This is a genomic window from Aestuariivivens insulae, assembly GCF_022662195.1.
GTDB lineage: Bacteria > Bacteroidota > Bacteroidia > Flavobacteriales > Flavobacteriaceae > Aestuariivivens > Aestuariivivens insulae.
The window spans coordinates 151,785-168,423 of record NZ_JAKMCS010000009.1 but is presented as its reverse complement, the minus strand read 5'-3'; the positions used below and the strand labels follow the sequence as shown (position 1 = coordinate 168,423).

Sequence of the window (16,639 nt, the reverse complement as noted above, 5' to 3'; positions counted from 1 at the left end):
CAATTATTTTGCTACCCACTTTGTTTCTTCATGCTTCATGCTTCGGCCTTCTAACTTTTTATTGTAATTCCATAAAGGCTTGCCTTGTTTTTCAATACGGGTTTAAAGATAAAAAAATCCCAAATGTTGATAACCTAGTTGATAATTAGAATTTCGAATGCCATTATCAGTTTTAATAATCTCTATTTTTAATCAAAACACCGAATCATGAACACTAGAGACCTTAAATTAAAACAGGCCAGACCTGATTTTTTAACTACGACCATTAACGATAATATGAGTAGTGACGAGCGTTTTCAGAATCTGGTATTACGGCCAGTAATCAAGTTGCAAAACGATTTGTTTATCGCTGTTTTTAGAAATTACGTTGCTAAGCACAAATCTGTTTTTTATGGTTTAACCTTACAAAAGCGTGTGGATTATATTGAAAATGCCATACACAAGGACATGAAATTCAGGAATTCCCTAAAAGGGATGGTTATTGGACAATTTACATTGGAAGAGTATTCAATTTATATTGAAAACTCTTCGGCCCTGAACAAGCGCATGATGAATATTGTTAAGGAAAGCCTGCTAAGCAACATGCAATTATTTGAAAGTCCAGAATTTTTAACGGCTGTATAGTTCGCAGGTCATCAATCCATTCGTCGTTACAAGTGCAGTGAGGCAATTCGTGAGTTTCAATAAATAATTTTACTTCGTCTCTAATTCCTTGTAATGACGAATTATTCAATGAGTGACACGCCATTCAAATCGGTAGTCAAGACATCGCTCATATAATCGAAATATGGGCGAATGACTTTAAATGCCTTATCGACTTCCGCCAGGAAATTGGCATCCAACACGTCTTTGTCTGTAAATTTTTTAATAAAAATATACTGCTTCTTTTTAATTAGGTCTATGGCTTTATGGTCCTTACTAAATCCTTTGGGCGCCGTCTTCACTTCGTCGCCCACAAATCCCCCCCAAATGTCTTTAAAGTTTTTTTCGTTAATGATTTCCCTAATTTCATCATCATCCATTTCAAACTCTTTCCTTATTCGCAAGAGGTCTTCTTTTGCTGGTTCCCAAAACCCGGTAGCAATAAAACTCTCATTGTTGGGCTGAATGTGCAAATAATACCCGCCTCTTAACTTAGGCTTTGTTCTATGGAAGGCGCCCCCAAAATGGGTTTTGTAAGGCAATTTGTTTTTTGAAAAGCGTACATCCCTATAAATGCGGAACATTTTTAGTTTGTCGATATCATCATGCTTATTGAGGTTTTCCAAAATGGCATTGTAGACTTCTTTCACCTCTGCCTCAATAGTCTTAAATTCTTTTTTATGCTCGTTGAACCAATCGCGGTTATTGTTTTTCTCCAGTTTTTTGAAAAAATCTAAAGCCGATTTAGGTACTGTTATACTCATAGGATTTTATTTTTAGGATTCTAAAATACAAAAAGTCGTGGGTTAATTTAAACTTTAACAGTTATGTTTAGCTGTATTTGCGAACTCGATGAAAATAAGCTAAATTGATTTATGGGAACGAATATTCAAAATGCAAAAATTGAACTAATTCAATGGTTAACAACATTGGAAGACAGTGCCTTAATTCAGAAAATTATGGAGTTAAGGAAAAACGAAACCAAGGATTGGTGGGACAAAATATCTAATGCTGAAAAAGAGTCAATCGAATTAGGGATCTCTGATGCCAAAAACGGGAAATTGAAACCAAATTCTGATGCCGAAAGCATATATGGGAAGTGGTTATAAGATTTATTGGACTGAGCAAGCTTTGAATGAATTGGCTGACACTTATGAGTATCTTGAAATATATTTTACAGAGCGTGAATTGAAAAGCTCTCCGTTGAAATTGATAAGACTTTGAAATTAATCTCTAAAAGCCCGCATTTGTTCCCCATATAAGAAACTAAGGGCATTAGAAGAGTTGTTATTAAGAAATTCAATACAATGTACTATAAGGAAAATAAGAATCATATTGAGATTCTTTCTTTTTTTTCAAACCGACAAAATCCCGATAAAAGTAAATTATAAAAACAGTACGGCAACAATAAAAAGTAGCTTCAGTTTATAATTAAAAAGATCAGCTCTTCAGCCTGCCAATTTACAGTAAGTACTTTTGAGAATTTTATACCCTATAAAAAATCGATATTTTTTAGGATTAACCCCGATGCTGGTGCTACATAGTCCATCCTCGTCTGGCTATCTGGACGCAAGCTATTTTCAATATTTTCTAGAGATAGTTTGCCTTTACCTAAATCGATTAACGTCCCCATCATTAACCGTATTTGGTTACGCATAAACCCTTTGCCCTTAACGCGGAACAAGTATGTTTTATCAGGAAAGTAATTGGCTTTATAGACCGTGTTTTCAATCAATTCAGACAACATTATTTCCCGGGTATAAACCCCATTATTGGTGGGTTTATAGCAATACGATTTAAAAAAATGCTCGCCCTCAAATAGTTTGGCGCCCTGTTTCATGATGTCAATATCCAAATCATCCAAAATAGTTGTCATTATGGGGGCACAAAACGGATGGCACTTTTCACCATAGGTAAAAAGATAATTGTATTCTTTTATTTTTGAATGTTGAATGATGTTGAATTTTTCATCAACTTCCTTAATGTCAAGTGCCCGGATATCTTGCGGAAGGTTGTAATTGAACAATGCTAAAAAGGCCTTTTCATCTTCGATGGGTTCAGATAGAAAAAGTTCAAAGGCGGCATTTTCTGCTGAAACCATAGCGTCGGTACGTCCGGCACAAAGACTTTTAAACGGTTTGCCTTCCAGTATATAATTTAAGGTTCTGTCTACCATTAAATGAAGCGTTTTTACATTGGGCTGTTTTTGCCAACCATGAAAACGGTAGCCCAAATACTGAATGGTAATGACGTAATAGTACTTTTTCACTTGGTGTTTTTTACGAGCCGAAAGTACACTCTTTTATCAACTGTAGCAAAATTTTTATAAATTGTAGTATTGTTTCACTAACCTAAAATATGACATTATTATGACAAATTCATCTACAGGCAAACCACCCATTTGGTTTTGGATTGTAAGCATATTAGCGCTTATCTGGAATGGTATGGGAGCTATGCAATACGTTGGACAAGCTTATATGACAGAAAGTTTCAAGTCCCAATATTCTGCTGAACAGCTAGAAGTTTTTACTAATTTACCAGCCTGGTACACGGCTGCTTTTGCTTTTGCGGTGTGGGGAGGCGTATTGGGCTGTATAGGATTATTGCTAAGAAAAAAATGGGCCAAAGGCTTATTTTTAATTTCGTTATTGGGTATAATCGTGCAAATGTTTCACAATTTATTTGTTTCAGATTCTTCAATAACCTATGGGCCTTTTGTAATTGCAATGACAATAATGATTCCCATAGTAGGGATATTATTAGTGATACTGTCTAAAAAAGCCATTGCCAAAGGGTGGATTATATAGCTAGGCCATTAATAAATCTAAATATAGCAGGCATTATTCTTAAAAAAATAATGCCTTTTTTTTGTTAGCCATATTAGATTATTAGCAACATCAAAAATTTTAGCTTATTTGTGTCTGCTCTTTAGTTCGGCTTCAATATCCTTTAAGGTAAACCCTTTAGCTTGTAGTAACATAAGGTAATGGAACAACAGGTCTGCCGATTCGTATAAAAACAGGTCGTCGTTATTATCCATAGCTTCAATAACGGTCTCTACAGCCTCCTCTCCTACTTTTTGAGCCACTTTATTGATGCCCTTCGCGAATAAGCTAGCCACATAAGATTTATTAGTGTCTTTATTGGCTACCCGCTCTGCGATGACTTCCTCTAAAGTTGAGAAAAAACCATAAGACGGCTTGTTGTCTTCACCCCAGCAATTATCAGTTCCTTTGTGGCAAGTTGGACCTTCTGGATTAACTTGAATGAGTAAGGTATCGTTATCGCAATCGTTTTTAATGCTTACCAGATTTAACACGTTTCCGCTTTCTTCCCCTTTGGTCCATAAGCGCTGCTTGCTTCGGCTAAAAAAGGTTACTAGTTTGGTTTCAAGAGTCTTTTGGTAAGCTTCTTCATTCATATAACCCAGCATGAGCACTGTTTTTGTTGTGGCATCTTGAATGATGGCTGGGATTAGTCCGTTTGAATCGTATTTTACTTCCATAATTTTTGGCATTCTTGCATTGGCAGGAATCTTTAAATTTTCAGTTCAATTTATAGTGGATTCCTGCTTCCCTTCAACAAGCTCAGGGTAACACGCAGGAATGACAGTTCAATTTATAATCGTACTTGTATATTGCTCTTTTTTAATTCTTCTTTTAATTCTAAAATTGGTATTTCTCCAAAGTGGAATACACTGGCAGCCAAGGCTGCATCGGCTTTTCCTTCTTTAAAGGTGTCTACAAAATGCTGAACAGTTCCAGCGCCACCAGAAGCTATGATGGGTATATTCAATTCGTCTGATAAACGTGCTAAAGCCATATTGGCAAACCCATTTTTGGTGCCATCATGGTCCATAGAGGTGAATAAGATTTCTCCGGCTCCACGCAACTCTACTTCTTTGGCCCATTCAAACAAATCGATATCTGTAGGAATGCTTCCTCCTGCTAAATGTACTTTCCAAGCTCCTTCAATTTGTTTGGCGTCTATGGCAACCACAACACACTGGCTCCCAAATTTATCGGCCAGTTCGTTAATTAATTCTGGTCGTTTTACAGCCGATGAGTTGATTGACACTTTATCGGCACCACATTTTAATAAATCATTAACATGCTCTACGCTAGAAATGCCACCGCCCACTGTAAAGGGGATGTTTACTTGTTCTGCAACGTGCAATACCATATCCAATACAGTCGCCCGGCCCTCTAATGTAGCCGAAATATCTAAGAACACGAGCTCATCTGCGCCCAGTTCGGCATATTGTTTGGCCAAAACCACTGGGTCGCCCGCGTCGCGTAAGTCTACAAAATTAACGCCTTTAACGGTACGTCCGTTTTTAATGTCCAAGCAGGGTATAATTCGTTTTGTAAGCATTAATAAATTTTCTTAATTGTTTTGTCTCAAAATGATTCCCGTTTAGATGGGAATGACAAATTGATTTTATACAAATTTTTCTAATTGTTTTAAACTGATTTTATCTTCATAGATGGCTTTACCTATAATAACACCTTCACAGCCTATCTCTTTTAAAACGGGCAACTCCTCTATGGACGAAATCCCTCCCGAAGCAATAAGCTTAATGGATTGACCGCTACTACTATTAGTACATTCTGCTATTATTTGTTTGTACAGTTCCACAGAAGGCCCTTGTAACATTCCATCTTTAGAAATGTCTGTACAGATAACGTATTGAATGCTCTTTTTTTGATAGGCTTTTATAAAAGGGATCACCTCTTCGTTGCTTTGTTCCGTCCATCCACTTATAGATACTTTACCATGGTCGCTATCGGCACCTAAAATAATCTTTGCCGTTCCGTATTTTGATATCCAGCCTTCAAATGTTTCAGGGTCTTTAACAGCGATACTGCCCCCTGTAATTTGTCTTGCGCCAGAGTTAAAGGCGATGTGCAAATCTTCATTGGTTTTAAGGCCGCCACCAAAATCAATTTTTAAGCTGGTCTTACTGGCAATTTGCTCCAATACTTTGTAATTAACGATGTGTTGCGCTTTAGCGCCATCTAAATCTACTAAATGTAAATATTGAATGCCTGAATCTTCAAACTGTTTCGCTACTTCTAAAGGGTTTTCATTATACACTTTTTTGGTATCGTAATCGCCTTTGGTTAAACGTACGCATTTGCCTTCTATAATATCTATGGCTGGTATGATTCTCATGTTGAATATTTTGTCAAACTAAACTTAGTTCAGTTTTTATTATTGGTCTTTATTTTATTGAGATTCTAAAGCAACTGCCTGTCGGCATAATGTTAATCAGAATAACAGCATTATAGTTCTAAAAAATTTTTTAAAATTTGCTCTCCTGCTAAGCTACTCTTTTCCGGATGAAATTGAACCCCATAAAAGTTTTTATGTTGCAATGCAGATGCATAATTTAAACCATAATCGGTGGTTGCAATGGTTTCTGGGCAATGTTCTGCATAGTAACTATGCACTAAATACATGTATTCCTTTTCTTTAATACCTTTGAATAGCTTAGATTTTAAATCCTTTATAACATTCCAGCCCATTTGGGGCACTTTTGCTGCATTATCAAATCGTTTTACTACTGTTTTAAAAATACCTAGCCCCCTGGTGTTCCCTTCTTCGGTAAACTCACAAAGTAATTGCATACCCAGACAAATTCCTAAAACAGGTTGTTTTAACTTAGGTATTAGCGTGTCTAACCCTGTTTCTTTAAGCATAGCCATAGCACTGCTAGCTTCGCCTACACCTGGAAATATAATTTTATCGGCTGCCAGAATTTCTTCTGGATCATTTGACAAAATAGCCTCATAACCCAAGCGGTTAAAAGCAAATTGTATGCTTTTAATGTTTCCAGCGCCATAATCTATTATAATTAATTTCATGTGTTCAATTTTACTTTATAGCATGCCTTTAGTACTTGGTAAAAACATGTTGTTGGCATCTCGCTTTACCGCCATTTTCATGGCTTTGGCAAAGGCTTTAAATATGCCTTCAATTTTATGGTGTTCGTTAGTGCCCTCTGCTTTAATGTTTAAATTGCACTTAGCGCCATCGGTAAAGGACTTAAACAGGTGAAAAAACATTTCGGTTGGCATATCCCCTATTTTCTCACGTTTGAATTCGGCATCCCATTCCAGCCAATTTCTTCCACCAAAGTCTACCGCTACTTGAGCAAGGCAGTCATCCATAGGTAAACAAAAGCCATAGCGTTCTATACCTAATTTATTTCCTAATGCTTTATTAAAGAGTTCTCCTAACGCTATCATGGTGTCTTCTATAGTATGGTGCTCATCTACTTCCAAATCGCCATTCACCTTAATGGTTAAATCCATAGCGCCATGACGCCCTATTTGATCTAGCATATGATCGAAGAACGATAATCCTGTATCGATATCATTCTTTCCAGAGCCATCCAAATTTAATTTGATATAGATTTGGGTTTCATTGGTGTTACGGGTAATTTCTGCAACACGGTCTTGTAGTTTTAGGAACTCATAGATCTCACGCCAGTCGGTTGTGGTTAACACGATACGGTCTAAAATATCTCGTTTTTCGGATTCAATTTCATCACCTCCCACACCTAAATCATGATTTTCCGATAGGTAAATGCCTTTCGCTCCTAGGTTTTTTGCCAGTTCCATATCGGTTATACGGTCTCCTAAAACAAAAGAGTTTTCCAGGTCGTAATCTTCAGAAAAATATTGGTTTAATAATCCGGTCCTTGGTTTGCGTGTTGGTGCATTCTCATGAGGAAAAGTTTTATCTATATGTATGGCCGAAAACTCAACACCTTCGTTTGCAAAGGCAGTAATGATCTTATTTTGAGTGGGCCAAAAGGTGTCTTCTGGAAATGATTCGGTACCAAGACCGTCTTGATTCGTAACCATTACCAATTCGTAATCCAGTTCGTAGGCTATTTTAGCCATATATTGGAAGACTTTGGGATAGTATTCCAACTTTTCCAAACTATCCAATTGGTAGTCTACAGGTGGCTCTAAAACCAAAGTGCCGTCTCGGTCTATAAATAATACTTTCTTGCTCATGTTTTTTCAATTCTACCTTTCGACTAACACTCAAGATAATCTACAGTAGAAATCTCTTTTAATTATTACTTTATTATGGATTCCTCATGAACACCTCGAGAGCCTCAGTGCCAAGTGGAATACAAATTAACTTATTTCTTTTAAGGTTTTTATTAATATTTTGTTTTCCTCTGGGGTACCGACCGTAAACCTTAAACAATTGTCGCACCCAGGTTGCGTGGTCCTGTTTCTAACTACAATGCCTTGTTCTATTAATTGATTGTATCGCTTTGTGGCGTCGTCTACTTTTGCTAATACAAAATTAGCATCAGAAGGAAATATTTTAGACACAAAGGATATTTTATTTAACTCGGACACCAAAAGCTTGCGTTCTTCTAAAATAGATTCGATTTGCTGTTGTATTAAGTCCTTATTTTGCAACTGGTTGATAGCTTTTTGCTGAGTCAATTCATTAACATTATAAGGTGGCTTAATAGCATTTAAAACCGAAATAATCTCGGTTGAGGCATAACAAATCCCCAAACGAATGCCTGCCATCCCGTAAGCTTTGGAAAGCGTTTGAGTAACAATAAGGTTAGGGTATTCACTTAATTTGGTAAGCCAGCTAGGCTGTTCTGCAAAGTCTATATAGGCTTCATCTATAACCACTATACCTTGAAATCCTTTTATTAGCTTTTCAATAGATTCTGAAGAAAAACTATTCCCCGTTGGGTTGTTAGGCGAACATAAAAACAATATTTTACTGTTGGCATCTGCGCTATCCAAAATTTTATCGGCTTGCGGTTGGAAATCGTCTGTTAATTGGACTTCCTTAATCGCTATAGCGTTGATGTTTGCTAATACACTATACATACCATACGTTGGCGGTAAGGTAATGATATTATCCTGGTTAGGTTCACAAAAGACCCTAAAGATCAAATCCAGTACTTCATCGCTACCATTACCTAAAAGGATATTGTTTTGGGACACCCCTTTGGCTTCCGATAAAAGTGATTTCACACTTTTTTGCAAGGGGTCTGGGTAACGATTTACACCATTTTCAAACGGATTTTCATTGGCATCCAAAAACACCATGGCATCACTATTGCCTTGAAATTCATCTCTAGCCGATGAATAAGGCTTGAGCGTTTTTATATTGGGTCTTATTAGGTTTTTAATATTCATTTTTTATACTACACTTAATTTATTTAGTGTATTGATTATAAACATGTTATAATAACGTTTCGACTCCGCTCAACGTAACAGAACATGATGGAAATTATTTTTCTAAATCTTTTAATCGAATGGTTACGGCATTTTTATGGGCCTGCAACCCTTCTGCTTCTGCCATTAATTCTATGGTATTGCCTATATTTAAGATGCCTTCCTTAGTTATTTTCTGAAAGGTCATACTCTTTAAGAAACTATCTAAATTTACTCCTGAATAAGCTTTGCTAAACCCATTGGTCGGTAAAGTGTGGTTGGTGCCAGAAGCATAATCGCCAGCACTTTCAGGCGTATAATTACCTATAAAAACCGATCCTGCATTAGTGATGCCATCCACATAAAAATCTTCCTTTTCTACACAAATAATGAAGTGTTCAGGTCCGTAGGTATTTATCAGTTCCAAAGCCTCTTTATCATTTTCAACATGAATTAGTTTTGAATTTGCTATGGCTTTTTCTGCTATTTCCCGTCTTGGCAAAACGCTTAACTGTGCTTCTACTTCATTGGAAACTTTTGAAATTATATCTTTTGAAGTAGATACCAAAATCACCTGACTGTCGGCACCGTGCTCTGCCTGACTTAAGAGATCGGATGCAATGAACGATGCGTTGGCAGAATCATCTGCAACCACAAGCAGTTCGCTTGGACCCGCCGGCATATCTATAGCCACACCATATTGGGTAGCCAATTGTTTTGCCACGGTAACGAACTGGTTTCCAGGACCAAAAATCTTATAGACCTGAGGAATGGTCTCCGTACCAAAAGTTAATGCTGCGATCGCTTGAATCCCCCCTACTTTAAATATTTTAGTAACGCCACACAGTGCAGCGGCGTATAAAATCTCTGGAGCCAATTCACCAGACTTATTGGGCGGGGAACATAATACTATTTCTTTACAACCTGCAATTTTAGCAGGGACAGCTAGCATTAAAACTGTTGAAAACAGTGGCGCTGTTCCTCCTGGGATATATAATCCAACCCTTTCTATAGGTCGTTTTTCCTGCCAACACTGTACCCCTTTTGTGGTTTCTATTGCGACTCGAGTGGTTTTTTGTGCTGCATGAAACGTTTCAATATTTTGTTTAGCCTTTTTAATGGCTTGCTTAAGAGGCTGGGATACAGAATCAATAGCAGATTCTATTTCATCTGGAGTTACTAAGTTGCTCTCTAAACCAACCCCATCGAAGCGTTGGGTATATTGTTTAATGGCTTTATCTCCACTTTGTCTCACCTCATTAAACACTTCGTTCACAACACCTTCAATATCGTTAACCGTTTGTGTGGGGCGCTTTAGGACTTCTGGCCAATCTGCTTTATTTGGTTTTTCTATGATTTGCATTTTACGCTTTCTTTTAATGGGATTCTTCGCTTTGCTCTGAATGACATTACAGTACCATTTTCTCAATTGGACAAACTAAAATACCTTGTGCGCCTTTGGCTTTAAGGTCGTCTATAACATTCCAGAATTCATTTTTACTGATTACGGAATGCACCGAACTCCACCCTTCCTCGGCTAACGGCAATACCGTTGGGCTTTTCATGCCTGGAAGCACATTAATGATTTCCTGCAATTTGTCGTTAGGTGCATTTAAAAGGATATAGCGTGAATTTCTACCTTTTAATACCGATTGTATTCTAAATTGAATGGTTTTTAAGATAGCTAATTTATCTTCACTTAACACGGGTGAAACTGCTAGAACAGCCTCCGATGTTAAAATGGTTTCTACCTCTTTAAGGTTATTCTTAAATAGGGTACTTCCACTTGAAACGATATCGCAAATGGCATCGGCCAAACCAATATTTGGAGCAATTTCAACCGAACCATTAATAATATGAAGATTGGCATTAACGCCCTGTTTGTCTAAAAAGCTTTGAACCGTATTAGGGTAAGAGGTTGCTATGCGTTTACCTTCCAAATCCTTTATACTTGAATAGTTAACAGATTTTGGAACAGCTATACATACTCGGCATTTGGAAAAACCTAGGTTTTCAGTAACTTCAATACCTTCACCTTTTTCAATTAAAACGTTTTCTCCTATGATGGCAGCATCTACTACGCCATCTTTTAAGTATTGAGGAATGTCGCCATTTCTTAAATAAAATACTTCAACCGGAAAATTTCTGGAAGAAGCCTTTAATTGATCTTTACCATTGTCTATGGATATGCCAATATCCTTTAAAATTTTCATGGAGTCTTCGTTTAGACGTCCCGATTTTTGAACTGCAATTCTTAATTTACTCATTTTTGCTTTGTTATGAGTTTGAAACAATCTTTTTAGATTTTAAATTAAAAAACCCGTTTGATTGTCTCAAACGGGTTTAGAAATATCTTGATTTTATTCAATACATCCTCACTTCGCTTGAGCGTAAGTTTGAAAATGATGATGTGTATGAATAAAGTTCATGTCTTGTTATTATTTGTACAAATATCAGTAATTAAAACAGACAATTCCAAATATTATCGATACATTTTTATGTTATTTCAAATATATTCATTTAAAGACTGGTTTTTTTAATGCTTAGCTATTAAATAAACCTAGAAACTAAAAATATTTAAATAATGTAGTAATACATTGTTGCCTTAAAAGCTTGTTATTTATTAAAAGCCAATAGAACAATCTTGAGCTCACTATTTTTTTACAGCTGTAAGCATTAATTCCTCTCCATAGTAATTAATAGCTTTGCCTTTTAGTTTATCTCCTTCTTTTTTAAGCTGTATGTTAATAGATTCGTTTTCCACAACCACACTAAAACTTAAAATCCCTTCTTTTGCTTTTAGTGAATGCGCTTCCACTTTGCTTCCGTCGTTGTACACAACCCTTGCAGAACTTTTGTTCTCTTTGTGTTCGATTATTATTGTTCCTGTTTGATATTCGTAAGGCGCATCGTTACATGAATATGCCCATTTACCTGTAAAGGTTTTTATTGATTCCTGGGCATCCATATTAAAACAAAATGCAAAGGCTATTACTGCTAATACTACAAGATTTTTTTTCATAATTAAAATTTCATTAAGGTTTTACATTTAACTTTTTATTCAATCAAAATTATGTAAGCAAAGCCTTAACATGAAAAAATAGGGATGAAAATGGGTATTATGGGGTAAATAAAGCTCCTAAGCAATATGGGCTTTGAATTGTGGGATATAATTAGCAGATATAGGGATAAGCACTTCACTATTTTTTATATGTATGAAAAACTTTCCTGAAACTTTTTCTATGAGTTTTATACTTTTTAGATTAACAATATAAGATCTATGGCATCTTTTAACAACAGCATCATTTAATGAACGTTCTAAGTTTTTAAGTGTATTTCGAATGAGTTTCTTTTTTATTTTTGTGTCGTCAACATATTGCACAACTACATAATTGTCTGCCGACTCAAAGTATAACAAGCTACCCAAAGGAATGGACAGCTTAATCACGTTATTTTCGTCTGGTATCCCTATTAAATCCGTTTCACTAAGCAAAGCCATTTTTGTATTCCGTTTTTGTCTTGACTGAATAACATAAATTATTAGTAATGCCATTGCATAGGGAATTATAATGACTAATGACGCATAGGTTAAGCATTCTATAAAAAGTGGCCAAAAGACATCCCCGTCGTTTTGATAAATGAGTGATAACAACAAGGCCATTAAGGTTATTTCCAAGAGTACCCAAGCTATAAACCCAACAAGCTTAAACGAGGCAACCTTAAACAGAGTGCGTAGTACAAATTGTGAAAAAGCTAAAGCGGAAATACCTATGGCTGAAAACTTGGACAGTCGTATAAATTGAATTATACCTTCATCGTTTTCCCATAAATTAATATTAAATGGCACAAAGACATTTAGGAAGACTACACTAAAAACAAAGCAAAAACTTATAAGAAAAAGTTTTTGCCAGTTTTTATCGAGTAAGGAAAAAGGTTGGCAAATCATAGATTTTATTTAGAATTTATTCTATGGTTTCAACCTTGTTTATTTTATTGATTTCCCAAAATAATTGGTAAGCCGCTATCGCCAGAGCCAATTACTATTACTTTGCTATTTGGGGATTCAGACAGTTTTATAGTAGCTTCAATACCTTTATCCTGTAATATCTTATCGGTTAAAGAGGCACTTAAAATACGGTTTGCATCGGCTTTACCCTGAGCCTCAATAATAACTTTTTCAGCTTCTTTAGATGCAGTAACTAATCTAAACTCATATTCTAAAGACTCCTGTTCCTGTTTTAATTTACGCTCAATAGCTTCTTTGATTGTTGATGGCAAGGTGACATCGCGAACCAAAACTTCATTTAGTTGCACATATTGTTTTTCTAAAATCTTTTTGGTTTCGACAAAAATTTCATCTTGTATAGCATCACGTTTACTGGAATACAACTGTTCTGGAGTGTAACGTCCCACCACACTTCTTGCGGCACTACGTATGGCAGGCTGTATTACTCGTTGTAAATAGTTCTCTCCTAAAGACTGGTGCAAATTCCCCAAATCGGAATATACAGGTTCGTACCATGCCGAGGCATCAATTTGAATTTCAAGTCCGTTTGAAGATAATACTTTCATTTTTTCAAAAAGCTCTTGTTGGCGAACTTCATAGATAAAGACCTTGTTCCAAGGTGCTATAACATGAAAACCTTCACCCAAAGGCTCCCCGTCTGTTACAACGCCTCCTCCAAAAGTTTTATAAAGTACTCCCGCTTCTCCAGACCCTATGGTTACTGCAGATTTAGCCAATACTATAATTAAAATGATAGCCCCAATTATAAAAGGCAATGCAATTTTTGGTAATTTTTCCATTATGTTTAGTTTAAATTAATCCGTTATATTTTCTTAAAAACCACTCGGCAGATAAGCTCAAGGCTATAATGATAAGCAGGTATTTCCAATCTATCAAAGGTAAGCTATTTTTATGGCTTTTTTGAATAGATTGGTAACGATTGTCGTTTATCAAATCACTTATCAAACCATCTGTTTTATCAATAAAATAAGGCTTTCCTTCACTATTAGTAGCTAGGCGTTCTAACTTTGTTACATTAGCATTTAAAAATTGTTGTTCTACATTGTATTCCAATATTTTAAAGCTCCCCGATTTGGAGTTGTTTTCGTTTGTCGTGCTAACTTTAAAGCTATAGTCTGATGGCGGCAAGCTACTTAAATCAACTTCGTAATCATTTTTTTTAAGTACAAACGGAAATACTTTTGTATCTCCAGAAATCTCGTTTTTTACAGTAATGGTAAGCGATTCCCTAGCATTAAACTGATAGTTTTTATCGAAAAACTGAGCGCTTATTATAACATTGGTGTTGCCGTTATAAAAGGTTTCGTATTCAAGATTTAGTCTGCTTCGTTGCTTATTGGATGCCAAATATTGCACCATTTTACCTATAAAATCATCAAAGGGATTAAACGATTTTGAATTCATAAAACTCTGCGCCCGCCATTGCCAAATATTTTCTCCCAACAGAACGCCTTCCCTCCTGCCATTGGTTTCAAAAGTAGCCAAAAGCGGTTCTATGGTAGCAATGCCATTTATGGTTTTGGTAAGCATGGTTTCGAAAGGCACTTTAAACGCTACGGAACCATAATTGGATTTTAAGGGTGGGAACGATTCAAAATCGATATCATCGATAAGAAAGGGCGAATAGTTATTGTTCAATTTGGCTTGGTAGTCTTCTAGTTGCCCAGAGATTTCGTGTTGATAGTTTTTGGATACTTCATTTAAAAAATTCAAATTGGTTTTAGGGCCTACTATCACCCATTTGTTACTCTTAGTTTTATCTAACGCTTCAAACAAATCTTTAAACAGGTAGTTTGGTTGATACATCACAACTAGTTGAAAATCATTTTCTTGACCATTAAATTCCTTTGGATTAAAAAATGCTACAGACCGTTGTTCATTACTTTCAATGCTTTTTTTGAGAGCGCCTAAATCTGGATGTAAAAAAGAGCTCACTATGGCTACTTTTGTTTTTTGATCGATGACTTCAACAGCAAAATGCTTAGTATTGTTTATTGTGTTTTTTTCATTCCCTATAGGAACCAAAGTAGCCTTATAACTGGTAGTTCCAACTGCTGTAGCGGGTAATGTAAAATTTATAATGCTAGAATTGTTTGCTTTTGAAAAACTAACATTTTGGGAATGTACCGTTGTGTTCCCTCTTGTTACAACAAACTTTGTCGTAATATTTTTGTTGCCACTATATACCAAAATAGCTTCAACAGGAAATTGGTTTTTTAAAAAAGCGTACTTATTGGTATTAAGCTGTTGGATTTTTAAATCTGTGTAGGTTATTGTATCTCCCAAGATAACGGGATAAATAGGCTGTTTGTATTTTGAAAATGAAAACTCGTAGTCGCTACCATAGGTCTGATTGCCATCTGTAATAAGCAAAGTAGGCGCTGTTGCTTGTTTGTATATCTGAGATAGTTGGGAATAAGCATCATCTATATTGGTTTGTTCTTCTAAAAAGGTTAAAGAATCCGTATGCTTAAAATCTTTACCAAAGGTGTAAAAATCAATATTGAATTTATCATTTAAGCGTTTATTACTTGTAATAGTCTGTACTAAACTTCTAACTTTACCTTCTTGATTTAATTGGATAATGGAGTTGGAATTATCAACTGCTACAACTAAATTGGGTTTTTCGGTTAACGTAGTTACTTGATCAAATTTAGGATTAATGAGCAGCAGCAACACTGAAAATAGTGTAATAAACCTCAAAAACGCAAAAAGCATGCCTAGTCTAGACATGCTTTTTGTTTTTGAAATATACTGAAACACAGCCAATATAAGCGATATAATTCCAGCTAGTATGATATATAATACGGTTTCTGTGCTCATAAATTTTCGATTAGCGATTTATTTATTCTAAAATCGTATTTCGCAAATCCAAAGTTTATGTCAGCATCCCACCGTCCACGTTAAGTGTTTGTCCGGTTACATAAGCACTCATGTCACTTGCCAAGAATACACAAACATTAGCGATATCTTCCGGTGTTCCTCCACGTTTCAACGGAATGGCATCGCGCCACCCTTTCACGACATTTTCATCTAATTTTGCGGTCATTTCTGTTTCAATAAAACCAGGAGCTACAACATTGCTTCTAATATTTCTAGATCCTAATTCTAAAGCGACAGATTTAGAAAATCCTATTATACCTGCTTTTGAAGCTGCATAATTGGTTTGTCCCGCATTACCTTTAACACCTACTACAGAACTCATATTAATTATAGAGCCTTTGCGTTGTTTTAACATGGTGCGCTGAACGGCTTTGGTCATATTGAAAACCGATTTTAAATTGACTTCAATCACCTTGTCGAAATCTTCTTCACTAATACGCATTAGCAGGTTGTCTTTTGTGATTCCTGCGTTATTCACTAAAATATCGATACTGCCAAATTCGGCTACAACAGCTTCGGCTAGTTTTTGGGCTTCATCAAAGCTAGCGGCATTACTTTGGTAACCTTTAGCTTTTATACCCTTGGCATTTAATTCATCTTCTAAAGCTTTCGCTGCTTCAACAGATGAACTATATGTAAAAGCTACATTAGCTCCTTGATCTGCAAAAACCTGAGCGATTCCCTTTCCTATACCTCTGCTCGCCCCTGTAACTATTGCTGTTTTTCCTTCTAATAGTTTCATATATAATTAAATTATGTTTTGTTTTTTAAGTTGAAATTCAAATATACTAATAACAAAATTGTATCAAATAAAAAACCCCACAAAAATGTGAGGTTTTTATAAGGGTACAAAAAAGAACCTTTACAATATTATTGG

The 16,639-nt window shown here is 35.8% G+C and carries 18 protein-coding genes; 3 read left to right on the top strand and 15 right to left on the bottom strand.

Translation table 11 applies throughout. The features are described 5' to 3' along the window. Positions 1-207 precede the first annotated feature (207 nt). A complete protein-coding gene (locus MR062_RS12395) occupies positions 208-624 on the top strand; it encodes a glyoxalase (protein ID WP_242204716.1) in 417 nt (138 codons plus the stop codon). 101 nt (positions 625-725) lie between these two features. Here the strand turns inward: MR062_RS12395 and MR062_RS12390 are convergent, their stop codons facing one another. Further along, on the bottom strand, positions 726-1,406 hold the full coding sequence (locus MR062_RS12390; RefSeq protein WP_242204714.1) for a DUF2461 domain-containing protein: 681 nt from the start codon (positions 1,404-1,406) through the stop codon (positions 726-728). A 111-nt stretch (positions 1,407-1,517) separates the two neighbouring features. Between MR062_RS12390 and MR062_RS12385 the strand changes: the two genes are divergently transcribed. Beyond that, positions 1,518-1,751 (top strand): hypothetical protein, encoded by a 234-nt coding sequence (locus tag MR062_RS12385; protein WP_242204713.1) that lies wholly within the window; start codon positions 1,518-1,520, stop codon positions 1,749-1,751. 383 nt (positions 1,752-2,134) lie between these two features. On the opposite strand, the gene MR062_RS12380 is transcribed toward MR062_RS12385, so the two are convergent. Beyond that, positions 2,135-2,911 carry a tRNA pseudouridine synthase A gene (locus MR062_RS12380; protein ID WP_242204711.1) on the bottom strand — a complete coding sequence of 259 codons (777 nt, stop codon included), beginning with the start codon at positions 2,909-2,911 and terminating at the stop codon, positions 2,135-2,137. Positions 2,912-3,011: 100 nt separating this feature from the next. Between MR062_RS12380 and MR062_RS12375 the strand changes: the two genes are divergently transcribed. Next, positions 3,012-3,449, top strand: coding sequence for a hypothetical protein (locus MR062_RS12375; RefSeq protein WP_242204709.1), 438 nt, complete (start codon positions 3,012-3,014; stop codon positions 3,447-3,449). A 104-nt stretch (positions 3,450-3,553) separates the two neighbouring features. Here the strand turns inward: MR062_RS12375 and hisIE are convergent, their stop codons facing one another. From hisIE to fabG, 13 genes are all read right to left on the bottom strand, one after another. Next, positions 3,554-4,147, bottom strand: coding sequence for a bifunctional phosphoribosyl-AMP cyclohydrolase/phosphoribosyl-ATP diphosphatase HisIE (gene hisIE, locus MR062_RS12370; protein WP_242204707.1), 594 nt, complete (start codon positions 4,145-4,147; stop codon positions 3,554-3,556). Positions 4,148-4,260: 113 nt separating this feature from the next. Continuing rightward, positions 4,261-5,016, bottom strand: a complete 756-nt coding sequence (gene hisF, locus MR062_RS12365) for an imidazole glycerol phosphate synthase subunit HisF (RefSeq protein ID WP_242204705.1) — start codon at positions 5,014-5,016, stop codon at positions 4,261-4,263. A 66-nt stretch (positions 5,017-5,082) separates the two neighbouring features. Next, positions 5,083-5,817 carry a 1-(5-phosphoribosyl)-5-[(5-phosphoribosylamino)methylideneamino]imidazole-4-carboxamide isomerase gene (hisA, locus tag MR062_RS12360; RefSeq protein ID WP_242204703.1) on the bottom strand — a complete coding sequence of 245 codons (735 nt, stop codon included), beginning with the start codon at positions 5,815-5,817 and terminating at the stop codon, positions 5,083-5,085. Positions 5,818-5,927: 110 nt separating this feature from the next. Beyond that, positions 5,928-6,509, bottom strand: coding sequence for an imidazole glycerol phosphate synthase subunit HisH (gene hisH, locus MR062_RS12355; RefSeq protein ID WP_242204702.1), 582 nt, complete (start codon positions 6,507-6,509; stop codon positions 5,928-5,930). Positions 6,510-6,524: 15 nt separating this feature from the next. Further along, positions 6,525-7,670, bottom strand: coding sequence for a bifunctional histidinol-phosphatase/imidazoleglycerol-phosphate dehydratase HisB (gene hisB / locus MR062_RS12350; RefSeq protein WP_242204700.1), 1,146 nt, complete (start codon positions 7,668-7,670; stop codon positions 6,525-6,527). Between the two features lie 126 nt (positions 7,671-7,796). Beyond that, the gene (gene hisC / locus MR062_RS12345) at positions 7,797-8,834 is read right to left on the bottom strand and encodes a histidinol-phosphate transaminase (RefSeq protein ID WP_242204698.1); all 1,038 of its coding nucleotides are present in this window, start codon (positions 8,832-8,834) and stop codon (positions 7,797-7,799) included. Between the two features lie 94 nt (positions 8,835-8,928). Next, positions 8,929-10,215 (bottom strand): histidinol dehydrogenase, encoded by a 1,287-nt coding sequence (hisD, locus tag MR062_RS12340; RefSeq protein WP_242204696.1) that lies wholly within the window; start codon positions 10,213-10,215, stop codon positions 8,929-8,931. Between the two features lie 46 nt (positions 10,216-10,261). Further along, positions 10,262-11,119, bottom strand: a complete 858-nt coding sequence (hisG, locus tag MR062_RS12335) for an ATP phosphoribosyltransferase (protein ID WP_242204694.1) — start codon at positions 11,117-11,119, stop codon at positions 10,262-10,264. A 386-nt stretch (positions 11,120-11,505) separates the two neighbouring features. Continuing rightward, complete coding sequence (locus MR062_RS12330) at positions 11,506-11,874, bottom strand: hypothetical protein (RefSeq protein ID WP_242204692.1); 369 nt, start codon at positions 11,872-11,874, stop codon at positions 11,506-11,508. A gap of 117 nt (positions 11,875-11,991) precedes the next feature. Then, positions 11,992-12,699: a LytR/AlgR family response regulator transcription factor gene (locus tag MR062_RS17705; protein WP_242204691.1), complete on the bottom strand. Its 708-nt coding sequence runs from the start codon at positions 12,697-12,699 to the stop codon at positions 11,992-11,994. Between the two features lie 143 nt (positions 12,700-12,842). Then, on the bottom strand, positions 12,843-13,658 hold the full coding sequence (locus tag MR062_RS12320; RefSeq protein WP_242204690.1) for a prohibitin family protein: 816 nt from the start codon (positions 13,656-13,658) through the stop codon (positions 12,843-12,845). A gap of 10 nt (positions 13,659-13,668) precedes the next feature. Then, the gene (locus tag MR062_RS12315) at positions 13,669-15,702 is read right to left on the bottom strand and encodes a vWA domain-containing protein (RefSeq protein ID WP_242204688.1); all 2,034 of its coding nucleotides are present in this window, start codon (positions 15,700-15,702) and stop codon (positions 13,669-13,671) included. Between the two features lie 55 nt (positions 15,703-15,757). Further along, entirely contained in the window at positions 15,758-16,504 is a 747-nt protein-coding gene (gene fabG / locus MR062_RS12310) for a 3-oxoacyl-[acyl-carrier-protein] reductase (RefSeq protein WP_242204687.1), read from the bottom strand. Between the last annotated feature and the right edge of the window lie 135 nt (positions 16,505-16,639).